The organism is Planktothrix tepida PCC 9214 (assembly GCF_900009145.1).
In the GTDB taxonomy this organism is placed as follows: Bacteria; Cyanobacteriota; Cyanobacteriia; order Cyanobacteriales; family Microcoleaceae; genus Planktothrix; species Planktothrix tepida.
The window spans coordinates 1-15,482 of sequence record NZ_LN889813.1 but is presented as its reverse complement, the minus strand read 5'-3'; the positions used below and the strand labels follow the sequence as shown (position 1 = coordinate 15,482).

10 protein-coding genes, 7 tRNA genes and 1 pseudogene are annotated in these 15,482 nt (G+C 39.7%); 6 read left to right on the top strand and 12 right to left on the bottom strand.

Annotated features, from left to right (window positions below; genetic code table 11):
• Positions 1 to 12: 12 nt before the first annotated feature.
• Positions 13 to 1,374, bottom strand: a complete 1,362-nt coding sequence (locus PL9214_RS22750) for a serine/threonine protein kinase (RefSeq protein ID WP_072721236.1) — start codon at positions 1,372 to 1,374, stop codon at positions 13 to 15.
• A 90-nt stretch (positions 1,375 to 1,464) separates the two neighbouring features.
• Here PL9214_RS22750 and PL9214_RS22745 point away from each other — a divergent pair, with 90 nt between their 5' ends.
• The 5 genes from PL9214_RS22745 (at position 1,465) to PL9214_RS32795 (ending at position 12,315) form a co-directional block, all read left to right on the top strand.
• Positions 1,465 to 1,620 (top strand): PCP reductase family protein, encoded by a 156-nt coding sequence (locus PL9214_RS22745; RefSeq protein WP_042156555.1) that lies wholly within the window; start codon positions 1,465 to 1,467, stop codon positions 1,618 to 1,620.
• A gap of 14 nt (positions 1,621 to 1,634) precedes the next feature.
• Positions 1,635 to 2,384: an HAD family hydrolase gene (locus PL9214_RS22740; protein WP_072721234.1), complete on the top strand. Its 750-nt coding sequence runs from the start codon at positions 1,635 to 1,637 to the stop codon at positions 2,382 to 2,384.
• 215 nt (positions 2,385 to 2,599) lie between these two features.
• The gene (locus PL9214_RS22735) at positions 2,600 to 3,565 is read left to right on the top strand and encodes a DUF4347 domain-containing protein (RefSeq protein WP_072721232.1); all 966 of its coding nucleotides are present in this window, start codon (positions 2,600 to 2,602) and stop codon (positions 3,563 to 3,565) included.
• Complete coding sequence (locus tag PL9214_RS22730) at positions 3,465 to 11,399, top strand: Calx-beta domain-containing protein (RefSeq protein ID WP_186440441.1); 7,935 nt, start codon at positions 3,465 to 3,467, stop codon at positions 11,397 to 11,399. Before PL9214_RS22735 ends, PL9214_RS22730 begins: the two co-directional genes overlap by 101 nt.
• Entirely contained in the window at positions 11,302 to 12,315 is a 1,014-nt protein-coding gene (locus tag PL9214_RS32795) for a calcium-binding protein (protein ID WP_072721228.1), read from the top strand. The genes PL9214_RS22730 and PL9214_RS32795 overlap by 98 nt, the downstream gene beginning before the upstream one ends.
• A 24-nt stretch (positions 12,316 to 12,339) precedes the next feature.
• Here the strand turns inward: PL9214_RS32795 and PL9214_RS22720 are convergent, their stop codons facing one another.
• The 11 genes from PL9214_RS22720 to PL9214_RS31525 all read right to left on the bottom strand — a co-directional run bounded on the left by PL9214_RS22720 (position 12,340) and on the right by PL9214_RS31525 (position 15,250).
• Positions 12,340 to 12,768 carry a hypothetical protein gene (locus tag PL9214_RS22720; protein WP_072721227.1) on the bottom strand — a complete coding sequence of 143 codons (429 nt, stop codon included), beginning with the start codon at positions 12,766 to 12,768 and terminating at the stop codon, positions 12,340 to 12,342.
• A 152-nt stretch (positions 12,769 to 12,920) separates the two neighbouring features.
• The gene (locus PL9214_RS32940) at positions 12,921 to 13,130 is read right to left on the bottom strand and encodes a hypothetical protein (RefSeq protein ID WP_306341369.1); all 210 of its coding nucleotides are present in this window, start codon (positions 13,128 to 13,130) and stop codon (positions 12,921 to 12,923) included.
• Between the two features lie 355 nt (positions 13,131 to 13,485).
• Complete coding sequence (locus PL9214_RS22710) at positions 13,486 to 14,220, bottom strand: hypothetical protein (RefSeq protein ID WP_072721225.1); 735 nt, start codon at positions 14,218 to 14,220, stop codon at positions 13,486 to 13,488.
• Positions 14,221 to 14,343: 123 nt separating this feature from the next.
• Positions 14,344 to 14,544, bottom strand: a complete 201-nt coding sequence (locus PL9214_RS22705) for a hypothetical protein (RefSeq protein WP_072721224.1) — start codon at positions 14,542 to 14,544, stop codon at positions 14,344 to 14,346.
• Between the two features lie 28 nt (positions 14,545 to 14,572).
• A tRNA-Ala gene (locus tag PL9214_RS22700) sits at positions 14,573 to 14,646 on the bottom strand.
• A gap of 5 nt (positions 14,647 to 14,651) precedes the next feature.
• Positions 14,652 to 14,727 (bottom strand) — tRNA-Arg (locus tag PL9214_RS22695).
• 14 nt (positions 14,728 to 14,741) lie between these two features.
• A tRNA-Lys gene (locus PL9214_RS22690) sits at positions 14,742 to 14,814 on the bottom strand.
• Positions 14,815 to 14,896: 82 nt separating this feature from the next.
• Positions 14,897 to 14,974, bottom strand: a tRNA-Ile gene (locus tag PL9214_RS31530).
• A gap of 1 nt (position 14,975) precedes the next feature.
• Positions 14,976 to 15,058 (bottom strand) — tRNA-Leu (locus PL9214_RS22685).
• A gap of 42 nt (positions 15,059 to 15,100) precedes the next feature.
• A tRNA-Gln gene (locus PL9214_RS22680) sits at positions 15,101 to 15,173 on the bottom strand.
• Between the two features lies 1 nt (position 15,174).
• Positions 15,175 to 15,250 (bottom strand) — tRNA-Gln (locus tag PL9214_RS31525).
• 6 nt (positions 15,251 to 15,256) lie between these two features.
• On the opposite strand from PL9214_RS31525, the pseudogene PL9214_RS22675 reads away from it, so the two are divergent.
• Positions 15,257 to 15,482: pseudogene (locus PL9214_RS22675) on the top strand (tetratricopeptide repeat protein); the annotation flags it as partial.

The window sequence follows — 15,482 nt, the reverse complement described above, 5'->3', positions numbered from 1 at the left end:
TTTAGGGTTAAATCAATTTTTTCTCCCCTTGATTTTTTGCAGAAAATCAGAGATCTCAGCCACCAGCCATTCTTGTTCCTGTTCTTCTAATAAAGAACCAAATTGATGTTTGATAATCCCTTCATATAATACACAATTTATTACAGGTTTTGAGTTGATTCTAGTTCCTGTATCATGAATCAAAATTTGATCTAAATCTGTTATCTTTCCTTGTGATATCCAATTTTTAAAAAATAACTTTTTGTGGACTATAAAATTTTTTTGATCAATTTTTATCAGAGTTTTGCTGAATGAAATCCAGAGAAGATAGTAAATTAAAACAGCACCTATTATTACAAAAATAATAAAAGGTGAGAATAGAATTACAATGTTATTAGATAACGCTGGAAAGAGGAGTGTTACATTCCAAAAAATAGTAAAAAACCATAAAAATAGATCATCACTCTGAAACCCCCTGGGGGGAATATCAACTACTAAGCTTCGGGATGTTTTTTGGATTTTAACTCGACTTCCTTTCGGCTTTTTATGATGAACCTGAATCCCAGAAGCATTAGAAGACGCTATGGTAGAATTATTTTTGAGCGCATTTAAAGCTGAGTTTGCAGACTGAAATCGATCTTCTAATATGGGTTCCAACATTCTCTCTAACCAGTCAGCAAATTCCGGTGAGATGTTGACAGTAGAACGAAAATTAATTTCCATTCGCTTTTGAGGAAGTTCATCCGGGGAACGATGGGTTAATAAATACAATAAAGTTCCGCCTAAACTATATAAATCTGATGCAGGATAGGCTTTTCCCCGCAACTGTTCCGGCGGCATATATCCAATAGTTCCAACAAAGGTTCCACTAACAGACATGGTGTTGCGGTAAACATCTTGAACGGAACCAAAATCGACTAGAAAGACGGTTCTATCCGCTTGTCGGATAATATTTTGCGGTTTAATATCCCGATGGATAATAGGCGGGTTAAGTTGATGTAAATAGATAAGAATTTCTAAAATTTCAACCGCAATTTGCTTGATTTCAGCTTCAGTTGAATGCCAACCTTTTTCAAGCCAAGCATTTAAAGACTCTCCAGAAACTAATTCTCGAATTAAATAAAATTCTCGGTCTTCATCGGTATCAAGGTGAAAATAATCCAGATATTTAGGAATTCCGGGATGATTCAAATAAGCGAGAACTTTAGCTTCTCGTTCAAACAATTCTAAGATTTTCCAGTCTTTGCTTTGTCGTAAGGAAACTGATTTCACCGCAACTCGTTGGTAATTGGTGAGATCTTCAGCTTCATAGGTAATTCCCATTCCGCCTTCGCCCAAAGCGGTAACGATGCGATAGCGTTGAGCAATTATATCATTGGGTTGGTGTAGAGTCATATTCTTCTGTTGAACCCTTTATTTGTCTATTATGTCTCAAGTAGCAGTATTATAGATAAGTGTAATTATCCTCTCTCTTAATTGATCATTATGGAATGGACAACAGAAGCCGAAACTCGTTTGAAAGAAATCCCCTTTTTTGTACGTCCGGCGGCTCGAAAAAAGATTGAAAAATTCGCTCAGGAATTAGGGGTTACTCAAATTACTGTTGAAGTTTATGAGCAAGCTAAACAAAAATTTAATTAATAGGAAACAAGAAAATGGGAAAATTACAAGCGTTAATTTTTGATGTGGATGGAACCTTAGCGGATACAGAACGTGATGGTCATCGCATCGCCTTTAATCAAGCTTTTCATGAGGTCGGTCTTCCTTGGAATTGGTCAATTGATTTATATGGTAAATTATTGGCAATTGGGGGAGGGAAAGAGCGTATTCGTTATTATATTGAACAATATGAACCGGAGTTTTTATCAACGGAAAACTTAGATGATTTAATTGTAAATTTGCATCAGTTAAAAAATCAATATTATCGAAAATTATTAGATCAAGGTTTAATTCCTTTACGTCCTGGGGTACAACGGTTAATTCAAGAAGCAAAAGAAAAGGAAATCAGGTTAGCGATCGCAACAACCAGTGCCTTACCCAATGTTTTAGCGTTATTAGAAAATACAGCTATTCATCCAGACTGGTTTGAAATTATTGCGGCTGGAGATATTGTTCCCGCTAAAAAACCCGCCCCAGATATTTATTTTTATGTCTTAGAAAAATTAGGATTAAATTCAGCAAATTGTTTAGTATTTGAAGATTCTCATCATGGATTTTTAGCATCAAAACAAGCCGGATTAAAAACAATAATTACTGTCAATGATTATACAAAAAATCAAGATTTTACTGATGCCATATTAGTCGTTAATCATTTAGGTGAACTTGAGCAACCGTTTACAGTATTAGCGGGAGATATTTCTGAAAAAAGTTATTTAGATTTAACATTAATTAAATCTATCTTTTAAAGTTAAACAAACGAAAGCGTTTGATTTTAGCTTGTTAACAATCTCATCAAATACAACCGTTTCTATTTGATAAGTTTGACAAAATAAAATCTTAACAAAAATTTACAATTAACACTTGATTTCCCTGACCTCTGCTTTTAACCTTAATACCAAACAATAAATTTTTACCTATTTTTGAATATATCAAAATAGAATAAGTTGAGGAAAAGGAAAGTATGAATGCTCAGTCTGGAAAAACTCTGATTGTCGTTGATTCTAGCGTTGAAAACTATCAAAGCTTAGTTGAAACGTTACCCTCGAATGCTGAAGTGATGATTCTGGATGCGACCCAGGATGGAATTGAGCAAATTACAAACGCCTTATCGCAACACAGCAATATTGACAGCATCCAAATCGTTTCTCATGGCGCAGACGGACTGTTGCAATTAGGAACAACAACCTTAACCTCTGAAGCGCTAAATATTTATACTCAATCTTTAAGCAAATGGGGAGAAAGTCTAACCCCCAATGGAGATATTTTATTATTAGGATGTAATGTCGCTGCTTCGGAAACAGGCAAAGCTTTTGTACAACAATTAAGTCAAGTTACCCAAGCAGATATTGCTGCCTCCGATGACCTGACTGGTAATATAAACCTGGGGGGAGATTGGTTATTAGAATATGCGACGGGGTTAATTAACGCGCCCCTAGCTTTTCAAATTGAAGCGATGAACGCTTATCAAAGTGTATTAGCAAACTTTTCTGTCAGTAACGCTGTTGAATTAACCAATGCTTTAAATCAAGCCCGGAATAACTTTGAACCGGATCAAATTACTATAACGGGTAATATTAACGGATTTTTTAATTCGTTTAATCTCGATCTTCAGGATAACGAACCTCTCTCAATTATTGGGAACGGTAACACAATTGATGGGGGGAACAGTGCTCAAATCTTCACCATTGTTAATGGAAAAATTGTTCTCTCTAATCTAATTTTGCAAAATGGTTTAGCCAAGGGAGGGGATGGAATTACTGGCGGTGGCGGTGGTTTGGGGGCGGGAGGTGCGTTGTATGTCCAAGGCGGGAACGTCACCGTTGAGAATGTCACCTTTACTAATAACCAAGCTAAAGGCGGAAATTCTTTCGACGGGGCGGGACGGGGCGGAAGCGATGGAAATGTTGGCGCAGGCGNCTACCGTTAATACGGTTGGCACAAATTACGGTGGAAATTCTGCCTCAACAGATAATGCTGATGTATACGGAAGTACAGGGACTCTTACCCTTCCCACACTCAATATTTTTAGCTTAACAAACCCTTCAGAGCCTCTTACAAATGGCTCTTTCCAATTGATACTTGATCAAGCTTTTTCTAACGATATTACTGTTAATTATAATATTACGGGAACGGCAACCCAGGACACAGATTATACAATTCCCGAAAGCATCACAATTCCGGCGGGTCAAACTGTTGCTCAAATTCCCGTTACAATACAAGATGATACCCACTTTGACCCCAATGAAACGATTATTTTGACCCTAGCAACCGGGAATCAAAATTTTTATAATATTGGGGTTTCTAATAGTGCAGAATTAACCATTGAAGATAACGAACCCGAAGTTAGTATTACTGCCGGAACTACCCCTACAGAAGAAAATGAAACGGCTGGAACCTTTAATCTTAACTTGAGTAAACCTGCTCCCGATGGTGGGCTTGCTATTGGCTACACAATCACGGGAACAGCTACCTCTAAAGATGATTATACGGCTACTTTAAACGGTACAGAACTTCCTACGGATTTTATTATTATTCCTGCCGGAGAAACCAGTGCTGAGATTAATATTAAACCTGTTGACGATAGCTTAATAGAAGCAGAAGAAAATTTAAAAATTAGTTTAATTGAACCTACCGATTTAGAAGGTTATGCTGTTCAAGATAGTCAAGGAGAAGCCACATTATCGATTACAGATAATGAAAAACAGCCTATTGTTAAATTAGGGAAAATCGGCAACCCTTCAGAAACGGGGCCAACATCAGGAAGTTTTAGTATCTTTTTAGCTGATCCCGATACTGGAAAATTATTAGAAAATCCTCCCCTCAAAAGTGACGGACAACCGTTAGGATTAGAGGTTTTCTATGAAATTAGTGGAACAGCCAAAAATGGCTCTGATTATTCTCCCTTATTATCTTCTTCTATTACCATTCCCCCTGGAAAAACCAGTGCGGCTCTCCCTTTAGAAACCCTAGATGATCTGATTGATGAAAACAATGAAACGGTTAAAATCACCCTCAAAAATGACAAGCCAGATGGGGCTATTTATACCATTGATACCACACCGATAGAACACAGTATTACTGATAATGATACGGTAGGAATTACCGCTTCTGCTATCAATGGTTCAACTCACGAACAGGGAGGAGAAGCGAGTTTTACCGTTAGACTGAATAGCCAACCGGAACAACCTGTTACCTTTAATTTTACCAGTTCTGATACCACAGAAGCTGAACTTCAAACTCCATCTATTACCTTTAATAGTAGTAACTGGAATCAAACCCAAACGGTTAAAGCGAAAGGGGTGGATGATACTCAACGAGATGGCGATATTACCTATAATATCAAAACGAATATTAGCAGCGATGATCCAAACTATAGTGCACTGAAATTAGAGGATATTACGGCGACTAATATTGATGATGAAACTGAAAATGTTTTAATTTCTCAGTCCGATGGGAGTACAGAAGTCAGCGAAGCGGGAATAACAGATAGTTTCCAAGTCGTTCTTACGGGTTTTCCCATTGATAATGTGGTTGTTAATGTTACCCCAGATTCACAAATTGATCTCGGTAATGGACTGGGAAAACCCATTGCTTTAAATTTTACCCCGGAAAATGCCAGTACACCTCAAATCGTGACGGTTAAAGCCGTTGATGATGACGTTGTAGAAGGTAAACAGATTAGTAATATTAGCTATATTGCTAATAGTAATGATCCGCTTTATGTTGGGTTAAAAGGGAATGTCAATGTCGCAATAACGGATAACGATAATCCGACGGTTAAAATTAAACCCGTGGGAAATGGTAGCGAACAAAGCTTGATTCCTGGTGTATTTCAGGTGCTATTAGATCATCCTGCACCCAATGAAGGATTAACCGTTAATTATACCGTTTCTGGAGTCGCAAATCCGGGGGGAGATTATACAATTGTTGGGTTAAATACGATTAATAAATCCGGTTCAGTTTACATTCCACCGGGAGAAACAGGAGTGAATTTAAACGTTACCCCAATTCAAGATTTAATTACTGAACTAGGAGGAGAAACGGTCAGTATTAAATTAGAAACGGGGTCAGGATATGAAATCGGAACTGTTGATCCCGTCAGCGTCCTGATCACCGATGATGATGTACCAGGTGTGCGTGTTCTCGAAACCGGAAACGGGACTCAAGTTGTTGAACAAAATCCAACTCCACCCAATTTTAATAAAACAGATACTTATCAAGTTTCTCTTACCAGTTCTCCGGCTATTGGTGAAACAGTTACCATTAAACCCAAGTACGATAGTAATCATTTACAACTGCTTGATGCTGGGAAAAATCCTATTACTGAACTTAATTTTGATGCGACGAATTGGAACCAAGCTCAAACCATTACTGTTGTTGGTGTAGATGATCATAAAGCCGGAACCCTAGAACAACTCATCACCCAAAGTTCTAGTAGTACCGATGGAACTTCTGCTTATAATAATGGGGAAGAAATTAATGGTAAACCCCTTCCTACTGTCAATGTTGCTATCAGTGAACCCACCTATAATTCTAGTGAAATTGCAGATGGATTAGCCTTACTTTTGGATCAGATCGCCGAAAGTTTGAAGCAAATGTTGAAAGATACCAGTATTCCGATTATTGGTTCTCTCAGTGGTACTGAACCCGCCTTTATTGACACCTTAAAAAATAATATTATTAATGAAATCAAAAAAACAGCTAATCTCACTCAAGACAAGTTACAAACCTTATTAACGGATAAATTAAAAGCGGTTTTTCCCGATGTTCAGGTAATTTCCGATGCTCTTCCCCAAGAAATTTCCTTTGATATTGATCTGGGAAATAGTTATAATACAACCGCTAATTTATCTCAAGATTTTGGTTTACCCGCCTTGGGTTTAGAAGTCGATGGTCAAGCCAAAACAAATTTTCAATATGATCTCAACTTAAAGTTTGGTTATAATCAAGATTATGGCTTCTATGTTGACACGGATAAAACCAAACTTACCGCCGATGCGTTAGTCGGTTTAGATGATAATTTTAACGCTCAAGCTAACTTGGGTTTCCTAGCATTAAATGTCGCTAATGGAGCCGAAGATAAAGTTAACGGTGGAACTCAAAAAACCCAAGCAGAATTTAAAGCTGACTTGGGATTAGAAGATATTGATCTGAATGCAGAAGGCGATTTAGTTGAGGATTCTGGGGATGGAAACCGACTCACTTTAAAAGAATTAAAAGGGTTTAACCAACTTCGGAAAACCAATCAAGCCAGTCTGGAAGATTTGTTTAATATTAATATTGATGCTAACGCTAAAGTCGGGTTAAAAGCGAATACCAGTTTTCTAGGAAATGCAGCAATTCCTTCTTTTAATTTTGAGTTAGTCGGACAATTTGATGCTCTAAAAGTAGACGGTTTTCAAGTCACTGGCCCCCAAACGCCACAAATTAGTTTTCAGAATGTTAACATTGATTTAGGGAGCTTTGTTAGTAACTTTGCTAAACCGATTTTAGAGCAAGTTGATCAAGTTTTAGAACCCTTCCGTCCTTTGGTAGATGTTCTTATTAAAGATACTCAATTATTATCAAAATTAGGATTAGCGGGATTCTTTGATAAGAAATGGCCGATTCCGAATGGAGGGGATGGTCAAGTTTCCACCTTAGAACTTGCGGATGTCATCTTAAAGCTTTTAGGGAATGAACTTCCTCCCAGCGTTTTCAAATTTTTAGATACTTATGTCAAGATTGATAACTTTGTCCAACAAGTTAATAGCTTACCCGCAGACCAAAAAATCTTAATTCCTTTGGGGAATTTTACCTTACCTAAATTAGAGGATTTGAGTCATCTTAGTTCTAGTGAAGTGAATCAAATTAGCCAAAGTAGCACTAGCCTTAAAGATGATTTTGACCAGATATTAAAGACAACAACCGATAGTACAAAACAAAAAGCAGCCGAATTTCTCAAAGGATTAACAACCGATCTTTCTTTACCCAGTCTTGACGATGTTCTCGCCATTCAACAAAATGTCAATCTTCTCAAAGACGAACTCGAAAATATCTCAAAAACCACAACGGATACAGCCAAGCAGGAAGCGATTAAATTTCTCCAAGATTTCGCTGACCGCTTACCCTTATCAAAATTTGCCAATTTCAGCAAAATTAATTTAAGCGAGATTAAGCAACAAGCAACTGACGTTAAAACCGAACTGGATAAGATTATCCAAAATCCCGGAAATTCTAGTCAAAAATCCATCACTGAATTTACTAAAAGTTTCACCTATGGAGATGGAAGTAATCAATCTTTATTTGATATTCCCCTGCTGAAAGATCCGATTAAGGCGACTGCTTTATTATTAGGTCAAGATGTTCCTTTATTTACCTTTGATGTTCCTGAAGTTGCGTTTAATGTAGGAGTCCGAAAAACCTTCCCCATTTATGGCCCGATTCGTGGTTTATTAGAAGGTAAATTTGGCGCAGCCGCCGATTTTGCAATGGGTATGGATACCTTCGGTTTGCGTCAGTGGAAAGCCAAAGATTTTGCCGCCAATCAAGCCTACCGTATCCTAGATGGATTCTATATTAGTGATCGTGAAAATGCAGATGGTACGGGTGCTGATGTTCCCGAAGTTAAACTCAATGCTACAATTGCAGCCGGAGCCGGTTTAGATCTTTTAGCTGTTTCTGGTTATCTCAAAGGCGGAATTGAAGGATTATTTAACTTAGATTTAGTAGACCAAGGTGAAGCCAATAAAACCGATGATGGTCGCATTCATGCAGTTTCGGAAATTGCTCCCCGTCTTGATGATTTTTTAAGTTTATTAGGAGAAATTAACGCTTTTCTGGGAGCCGAAGTTAATCTCTTTGGTGAGACTGTATATGATGAACATTTTGCCACCTTTAATTTAGCGAAATTTAAAATCGGTAATAGCAGTATTGGAAAAGTACAGGATGGTTATATTGCGGGAGCAACTGTTTTCCTGGATGCTAATTTTAATGGAATTCAAGATTATGCTGACCTCAATCATAACGGAATTCGAGATTTTGAGGATCTCAATAATAATGGAATTCGAGATACCTATTCAGTCCCCGATCTTGATACAGGAGCAACCATTGAACTTCTCGAACCCTTCAGTGAACCTTTTAGCGAACCCAGTACCTTTACCAGTCCAGATGGTAGCTACAATCTCAATATTTTAGATAATTTCGATAAGAATGGCAACGGCATTATTGATGCTGATGAAGGTCGAGTTATTGTTATCAATGGAGTTGATACATCAACATTCCTTGACCAAAGTATTCCTCTAATCACCGTACCCACAGCCAAAATTGCATCCCCCCTAACATCCATTGCTACAAAACTGATAACGCCTGATTTTGAAACGGCTAAAACTGAAGTTAAAGAGGCTTTTAGTCTCCCCTCAAATTTGGATGTATTCGCAGATATTCCCACTGATGTAGAGATAGGAGTTTTAGCGTTAAAGGTACAACTTCAAAACCTAATTATCACCGCCACACAGACCCTTTCACAAACACCTTTTGTCGGTTTAACAGTTGATTCCGCCGAAGTAAAAGACCAGGCGGGTTTACTCTACCTTGACAGCAATAATAATAACCAGTTTGATACAGGAGAACCTGAAGTTATTAGCGATCGCCTTAATGGTGGAATTCGCTTTTTAGATCTCGATGGTAATCAACAATTAGATAGTGAAGAACCTTCCTCTTCTATGACAATGGGAGAAATTGCTAAGGAAATCTTCCAAAGTGTTGCAACCCTAATTGAGCAGGGAAATACACCGAATTTGAGTGATAAAACCGTTGTCAAGAATTTACTTGAAAATGCAATTACAACTTTAACGAACCAAGATCCAAAACTCAATCTCAATGGTGATATTTTAACTCAAACTGTTCAAGAAATTATTGATAACAATAAAATTATTGATAGTATTCTGAATAATAGTTCTGGATTTTTGGATCAAGCCAATGCTCGGAAGCAAATGCTTCAATCTTGGGTTTTCTTTGATGCTAATGATAATGGAATTCAAGACGCTAACGAACCCTTTGCCTATAAGGCTAGTGATGGTACTTATGAGCTAAATATTCCTGTTGATCAATTTGATAAAAATGGTAACGGTCGCCTTGATCCAAATGAAGGAAAAAATGTTGAAATTGAAGCCTTTAAATCCGTTGAATTAGCAACAGGTTACTCCCAATTGGTTAGTAATCCCTTGGCGACTTTAGTTCGATTATTAGCTGAACCCGTTAATCCCGAAGCAGCACAAACCCAAGTTAAAACGGCTTTAGGACTTCCTAATGTTAATCTTTATGAATTTGATGCCCTTAAAGAAATCGCTAATGGCAATCAAGAGGGGTTAATTGTATTTAGCCAACAAGCTAAAATTTATAATACCTTAGTGCAACTCTCTGCGTTTTTGAGTAGTTCTTCAGCCGGAGGGATGAGTACCGCATCTGATCAAATTTTAGACGAAATTATCAAAAAAATTAATCAACCCAATGGCACATTAAATGTCAGCGATGCCAATCAAATACAAGGAATCATTAAAGCGATTAAACCTGATATTACAACTAATCTAGCCACAGGTGTTGCTAATATTATCGTTGCTGGAAATATTCGCATTGATCAAGTTATTTCAGATCCAAATATCGATTTAGTTCAAAAATCAATTCAAATCGCTAAAATTCAGCAGGTCGTTCAAGGAAAAACGGCAACCGATTTGCAAAAAGTAGGAACCGGAAGTCTATCTATAGAACAAGCGATTGCCGATCATACAGGTGAAGCTTTAACAACCCAAATTCAAGCTGCAACGGCTCAAGATCCGACTTTCCAACTGGATATATTAAATAACACTCCTGAAGCGAATGCTGACAATAATATAACGACTTTAGAAGATACTCCCATAGTTATTAATGTGCTAGAAAATGATCAAGATGAGGATAGTAATGACACACTGAAAGTAACAACTGTTGGCAGTTTAGAAACGAATGAAGCCGGACAAATTACAGCAATTCTTCCTGAAAGTAGTCAAGGTGGAACCTTAGAAGTTAGCACCGATGGTCAAACCATTACTTATACTCCTGCTCTTAATTATTTTGGTGAAGATAGCTTCTTTTATTTAACAACGGATAGTAAAGGCAATGTTGCCAATGCAGAAGTTAAAATTAATGTTCAATCTGTTAACGATAGTCCTATACGGATAGGGGAAATTCCTGATCAGATTGATATTCAACAAAACCAACCCTTTAATCTGAATCTCTCGACTTACTTTAGTGATCCTGATGGTGATGTTTTAACGTTCTCAGCACCAGAACTTCCGAATAACTTAAGTCTTAATCCAGCAACGGGCCTAATTAGTGGTATTCCTACTATTAATACTGTTAGTCCATTTGTTATCACTGTTACAGCTAGTGATCCTAGTGGAGCGAGTATTAGTGATCAGTTTAACTTAAGTGTTAAAGCTATTCCTCAACCAACGCCTCAGCCAACTGTTGAACCCACCCCTGTACCAACACCAGCACCGACTGTTGTACCAACACCTACACCAACACCTGTACCAACACCTACACCAACACCTGTACCAACACCTGTATCAACACCTGTACCAACGCCTGTACCAACTGTTGAACCTACCCCTGTACCGACTGTTGAACCTACCCCTGTACCAACTGTTGAACCTACCCNCACCAACACCAGAACCAACACCAACACCGGAGCCAACTGTTGCACCAACACCAGAACCAACACCAACACCGGAGCCAACTGTTGAACCTACCCCAGAACCAACACCAGCACCAACTGTTGCACCCTCTGAAACTTCTTCAGACAACACGGGTGACAAGGTATTTAATATCTATGACCCCACTGACTTAATTAAACCGATCACTTTTCCGAACTTACAACCCAATCAAAATCTCTTAAACTCCTCTGTCGTAACTGATCGAGACGATACAATTATTGGCGGTCAGGATGACAATCAAATTGCAAGTGGTTCAGGAAATGACCGAACTTTTGGGAGCTTGGGGAATGATACAATTTCAGGCGATAGTGACAATGACTGGATTAACGGCAACCAGGATAACGATCTTATTAATGGTGCGGATGGCAAGGATGAAGTTTTCGGTGGACGCAATGACGACCAAGTGCGGGGAGGTAGTGAAGACGATAGTGGGTTTGGGGGTTTGGGAGCCGATTTAATCGAGGGTAATGAGGGTAACGACATCCTCTATGGCAACCCAGATAACGATACAATTTCCGGCAACTCCGATCAAGATTTCATCTGGGGTGGTAAAGGAAATGATTTACTCGATGGTAACTCTGGTGATGATATTCTCTTTGGAGACAATGGAGAAGATACCCTCGATGGTGGAGAAGGAAATGACCAACTCATCGGCGGAAACGATAATGACCTACTCGTAGGAGCCGAAGGTGCAGATACCCTCACGGGTGGGGAAGGAAGCGATCGCTTTGTCCTCGTCTCTGGATATGGCCCTGATATGATTACTGACTTTACCCAGGGTCAAGATCTGATTGTTCTCGATGGGGGTTTGAGCTTTGAGCAACTGAGTCTAACCTCGGTAATGGGTACGACTCAAATTCAGGTGAATGGAATACTTCTGGCAACCCTCAATAACGTTGATGGGACTTTGCTAACTTCAGAGGACTTTACGACTTCTATTTTCTAAAAGTTGAAAGAGTTGTCATCCGTATCAACCCAATCGGAAATCCCTTTTAGCAATCGCACTGGTATGATAACTACCATCAGCCGTTGTCCAATCCACCCTCCAGTAATCACCCCGATCTTGAAACTGGTGTAGCTCACCGCCCCCTAATTTGAGAGCTTGTCGCAGTCGTTTTTTGCCTCGTTTCAGTGAGTTAAGTTTCTCGTTTTTTTGACCAACTAACTCATAGAGCGATCGCATTTCTGGAGTAATACCCTTAAACTGTAATTCCTTCGTTGGAATCAATTGTTTGAGAGCAGATTGCAAGGTTTCAGCAATCTCCGGGTCAGCCCGACGATCAACCTCCTCAAACCAACAGAAATTACCATTCCAACGAGCGATAATTTGTTCAAAGGCAATCTCTTCTTTCACCAAATGTACAGGTACAGGTTTGACCGTTTTAAACCGTTGTTGCATATCCGCTTCATTAACTGGATAAGCCAGCCAAGTTTGACGTTGTAAGGGATCTCAGCACCCATACCTTTAAAATGTTTTGAGTTCCATTATAAACCCACTACTGCGAAGAAAAACAAGGTGCGCTCAGTATTACCATCACGCACCTTTCTCTCTCACTTATCCTTCCGCACAGGTAATGGCGTGTCCAAAATCTCCAGCAGCAAATCCAGACGAGAAGGGCGCGTCAGAAGCGGCACCAGATTGGGCAAGCTGTAGTAATCTCCCGCAAAGGTGAACGTTTCTACAGGTGCTTGCTGCGCCTTCAGTTGGTTCTCAAGCCAGTTGCAGTAACCCCCGACTCGGACAATTACGACGTTTGGCATGATGGCAAACTCTCGGCAGTAAGTCTTATAAACCTCTCCGAATTAAGGAGTTGCGTTCTCACCTTCGTCTGTCACAATAATGATTTGATCCACGATTAGGCGTTTCTTCCGCATCGCCTCCAGCGCACAGCCAATACTGGTGCTACCCCCTGCTTTGATGTGCTGGAATGCTCGTTCCCAGTCGGTCAATTCCTTACCCTGCGCGTTCACCGGATAAGGGATATCGTCAAAAGCGTAGACAAACAGATCGGCTTGGGTAATGCCAGGTTGAACCTGTAGTAACTTGAACTCAAATCAAGTGCCTTTTCCATTTGGCGAGTATGTAAGCTTTTGAGGTTAGGGCACGAAGTGAACGTTATGATTGAGAAAGTTGATTACGAATAAATCGAAGTTCCTTTTTGCTACATTGCTGTTTCCGAGTGGCATACATTCTGCGACCATTCATCCATCTCCCATTACCACAAAAGATTTCACCGTCTAGCACATCGATAACGGTTTGTGTGGGTGGAGGTGGGACTTCCTCAAAGGTAATTAGATACCAAATTCCGTGAAGTTGGTGATATTCATGATATTCATCCAGTTTCACCACATCCGGTCGCCAGGAATTCCATCTCTTGCGAGGTTGGTTTGCAGACGCACACAGAATTCCAGTTTCTGGATGCACATAAAATTTGTCTGTGTAATGGCTGTCTAAGCGATGAGGAATGGAAAAACGCCGATGGGTTCTTTTGCTGTAAGGTATGCCATCAATCAGTTCAACGTGCCGCTCAACGAATTCCCATAGATGAGTCAGAACGTGCTGCCCTGCCATGGTTTTAGTATCTAATTGCTGGCACAATTTACTGTAAACTTCATTCCAGGGTTGCCCAACGTGCGATCGCAAAAACCGCCGCAGTGGCCCTAGCTGATCAGAGAGATGCTTCGATTTATTTCTAGGTTTAATCAGGTAAGGACTGAGTAATCCATCCTGACTAGCTTCCTCGGTGAGTTTATATAATTGCTTCTTAAAACCTTTCAATTTTTTGAGGCTAATTCGCATTCCACCACGAGGACGTTCAATGACAACTTCGCTCAAACGATGTTCGCTCATATTGCAGGGAACAGGGAATAAAGAATAGAGAGAAAAAGACTTCATCACCGTTTGTTTCGGTGCATTAGCCTTTATAAAACACCGTTCTGGCGACTGTTAAACTTGCGGTTATGTCCATATACTTTAACCGTAAACAGCTTCAGGACGGATGATTAAATCACCACTGGGACGGTGATCAACTACATAAGTAGAAAGTCGATTTCCATCAACATCTAAATATCTTGAAACTCGTTCTTTCACTGCTGTATCACTCATCCCTTGAGTAATTTCCAGTTGGGTTTCTGATAGGTCGAGCGATCGCCCTTCAAATCGAATATGTACCATTTTTATTACCTCTTACTTGATTAAAAAGTGGATTCTGGTCGGAGTTGAACCGACATCTTTCTGTTTGCAAGACAGATGCTTTCCCAGTTAAGCTACAGACCCCTATTTGGCAGGAGTGGTAGGGGTCGAACCTACACAAATCGATTTAGAAGATCGATACCCTTTCCATTAGGCGACACTCCCACAGTGATTGAACATGGGTCGCCAGAGATTTGAACTCTGACCCGTCTGCTTAAAAGGCAGCTACTCTAACCGTTAAGCTAACGACCCGAATTGTCTAAGTTGTAGGATTTTTCAGCTTATCGTTGATTTAGCATACTAAAGTGCTTTTTATTTGTTACTTTTAGAAATTTGGTACACCGAGCAGGACTCAAACCTGCTAATAACGCACTTATCGGGTGCGCGCGTCGATCACTTCCGCCTTCGGTGCTTGGTACTCCTGACAGGAGTTGAACCTGAACCTGCAACGCATCGCTTCTAAGGCGATCGCCTCTGACCATTGGGCTACAGGAGTGAGAAATGGGAGGAATACAGAAGACGACTGTTTACCTCCCAACTGCCCCGCCAGGGTTTGAACCTGGAATCTCTGCTTTCAAAGAGCAGGATGTTGCCAATTACACCACAGGGCATTGGATGCAGGAGTTGGGGTCGAACCAACCTCTCTCTGATTCAGAGTCAGAGCGACTTGCCAATTGTCCATCCTGCAATAANATTGTTTGAAGGCGATCACCCATATGTGGCGACCAGCTTAAATAATTTAGCTCATCTCTATCAAAGTCAAGGCAGGCTCAATGAGGCTGAACCTTTATACCTACAAGCTTTAACAGTGCAACAACGATTGTTTGAAGGCGATCACCCAGATGTGGCGACCAGCTTAAATAATTTAGCTCATCTCTATCAAAGTCAAGGCAGGCTCAATGAGGCTGAACCTTTATACC

Coding starts and splice junctions, on each gene's coding strand:
- PL9214_RS22710 (WP_072721225.1), bottom strand. CDS start 14,220: ATGAGCGAACATCGTTTGAGCGAAGTTGTCATTGAACGTCCTCGTGGT.
- PL9214_RS22740 (WP_072721234.1), top strand. CDS start 1,635: ATGGGAAAATTACAAGCGTTAATTTTTGATGTGGATGGAACCTTAGCG.
- PL9214_RS22705 (WP_072721224.1), bottom strand. CDS start 14,544: ATGGTACATATTCGATTTGAAGGGCGATCGCTCGACCTATCAGAAACC.
- PL9214_RS22750 (WP_072721236.1), bottom strand. CDS start 1,374: ATGACTCTACACCAACCCAATGATATAATTGCTCAACGCTATCGCATC.
- PL9214_RS22720 (WP_072721227.1), bottom strand. CDS start 12,768: ATGCAACAACGGTTTAAAACGGTCAAACCTGTACCTGTACATTTGGTG.
- PL9214_RS32940 (WP_306341369.1), bottom strand. CDS start 13,130: ATGCCAAACGTCGTAATTGTCCGAGTCGGGGGTTACTGCAACTGGCTT.
- PL9214_RS22745 (WP_042156555.1), top strand. CDS start 1,465: ATGGAATGGACAACAGAAGCCGAAACTCGTTTGAAAGAAATCCCCTTT.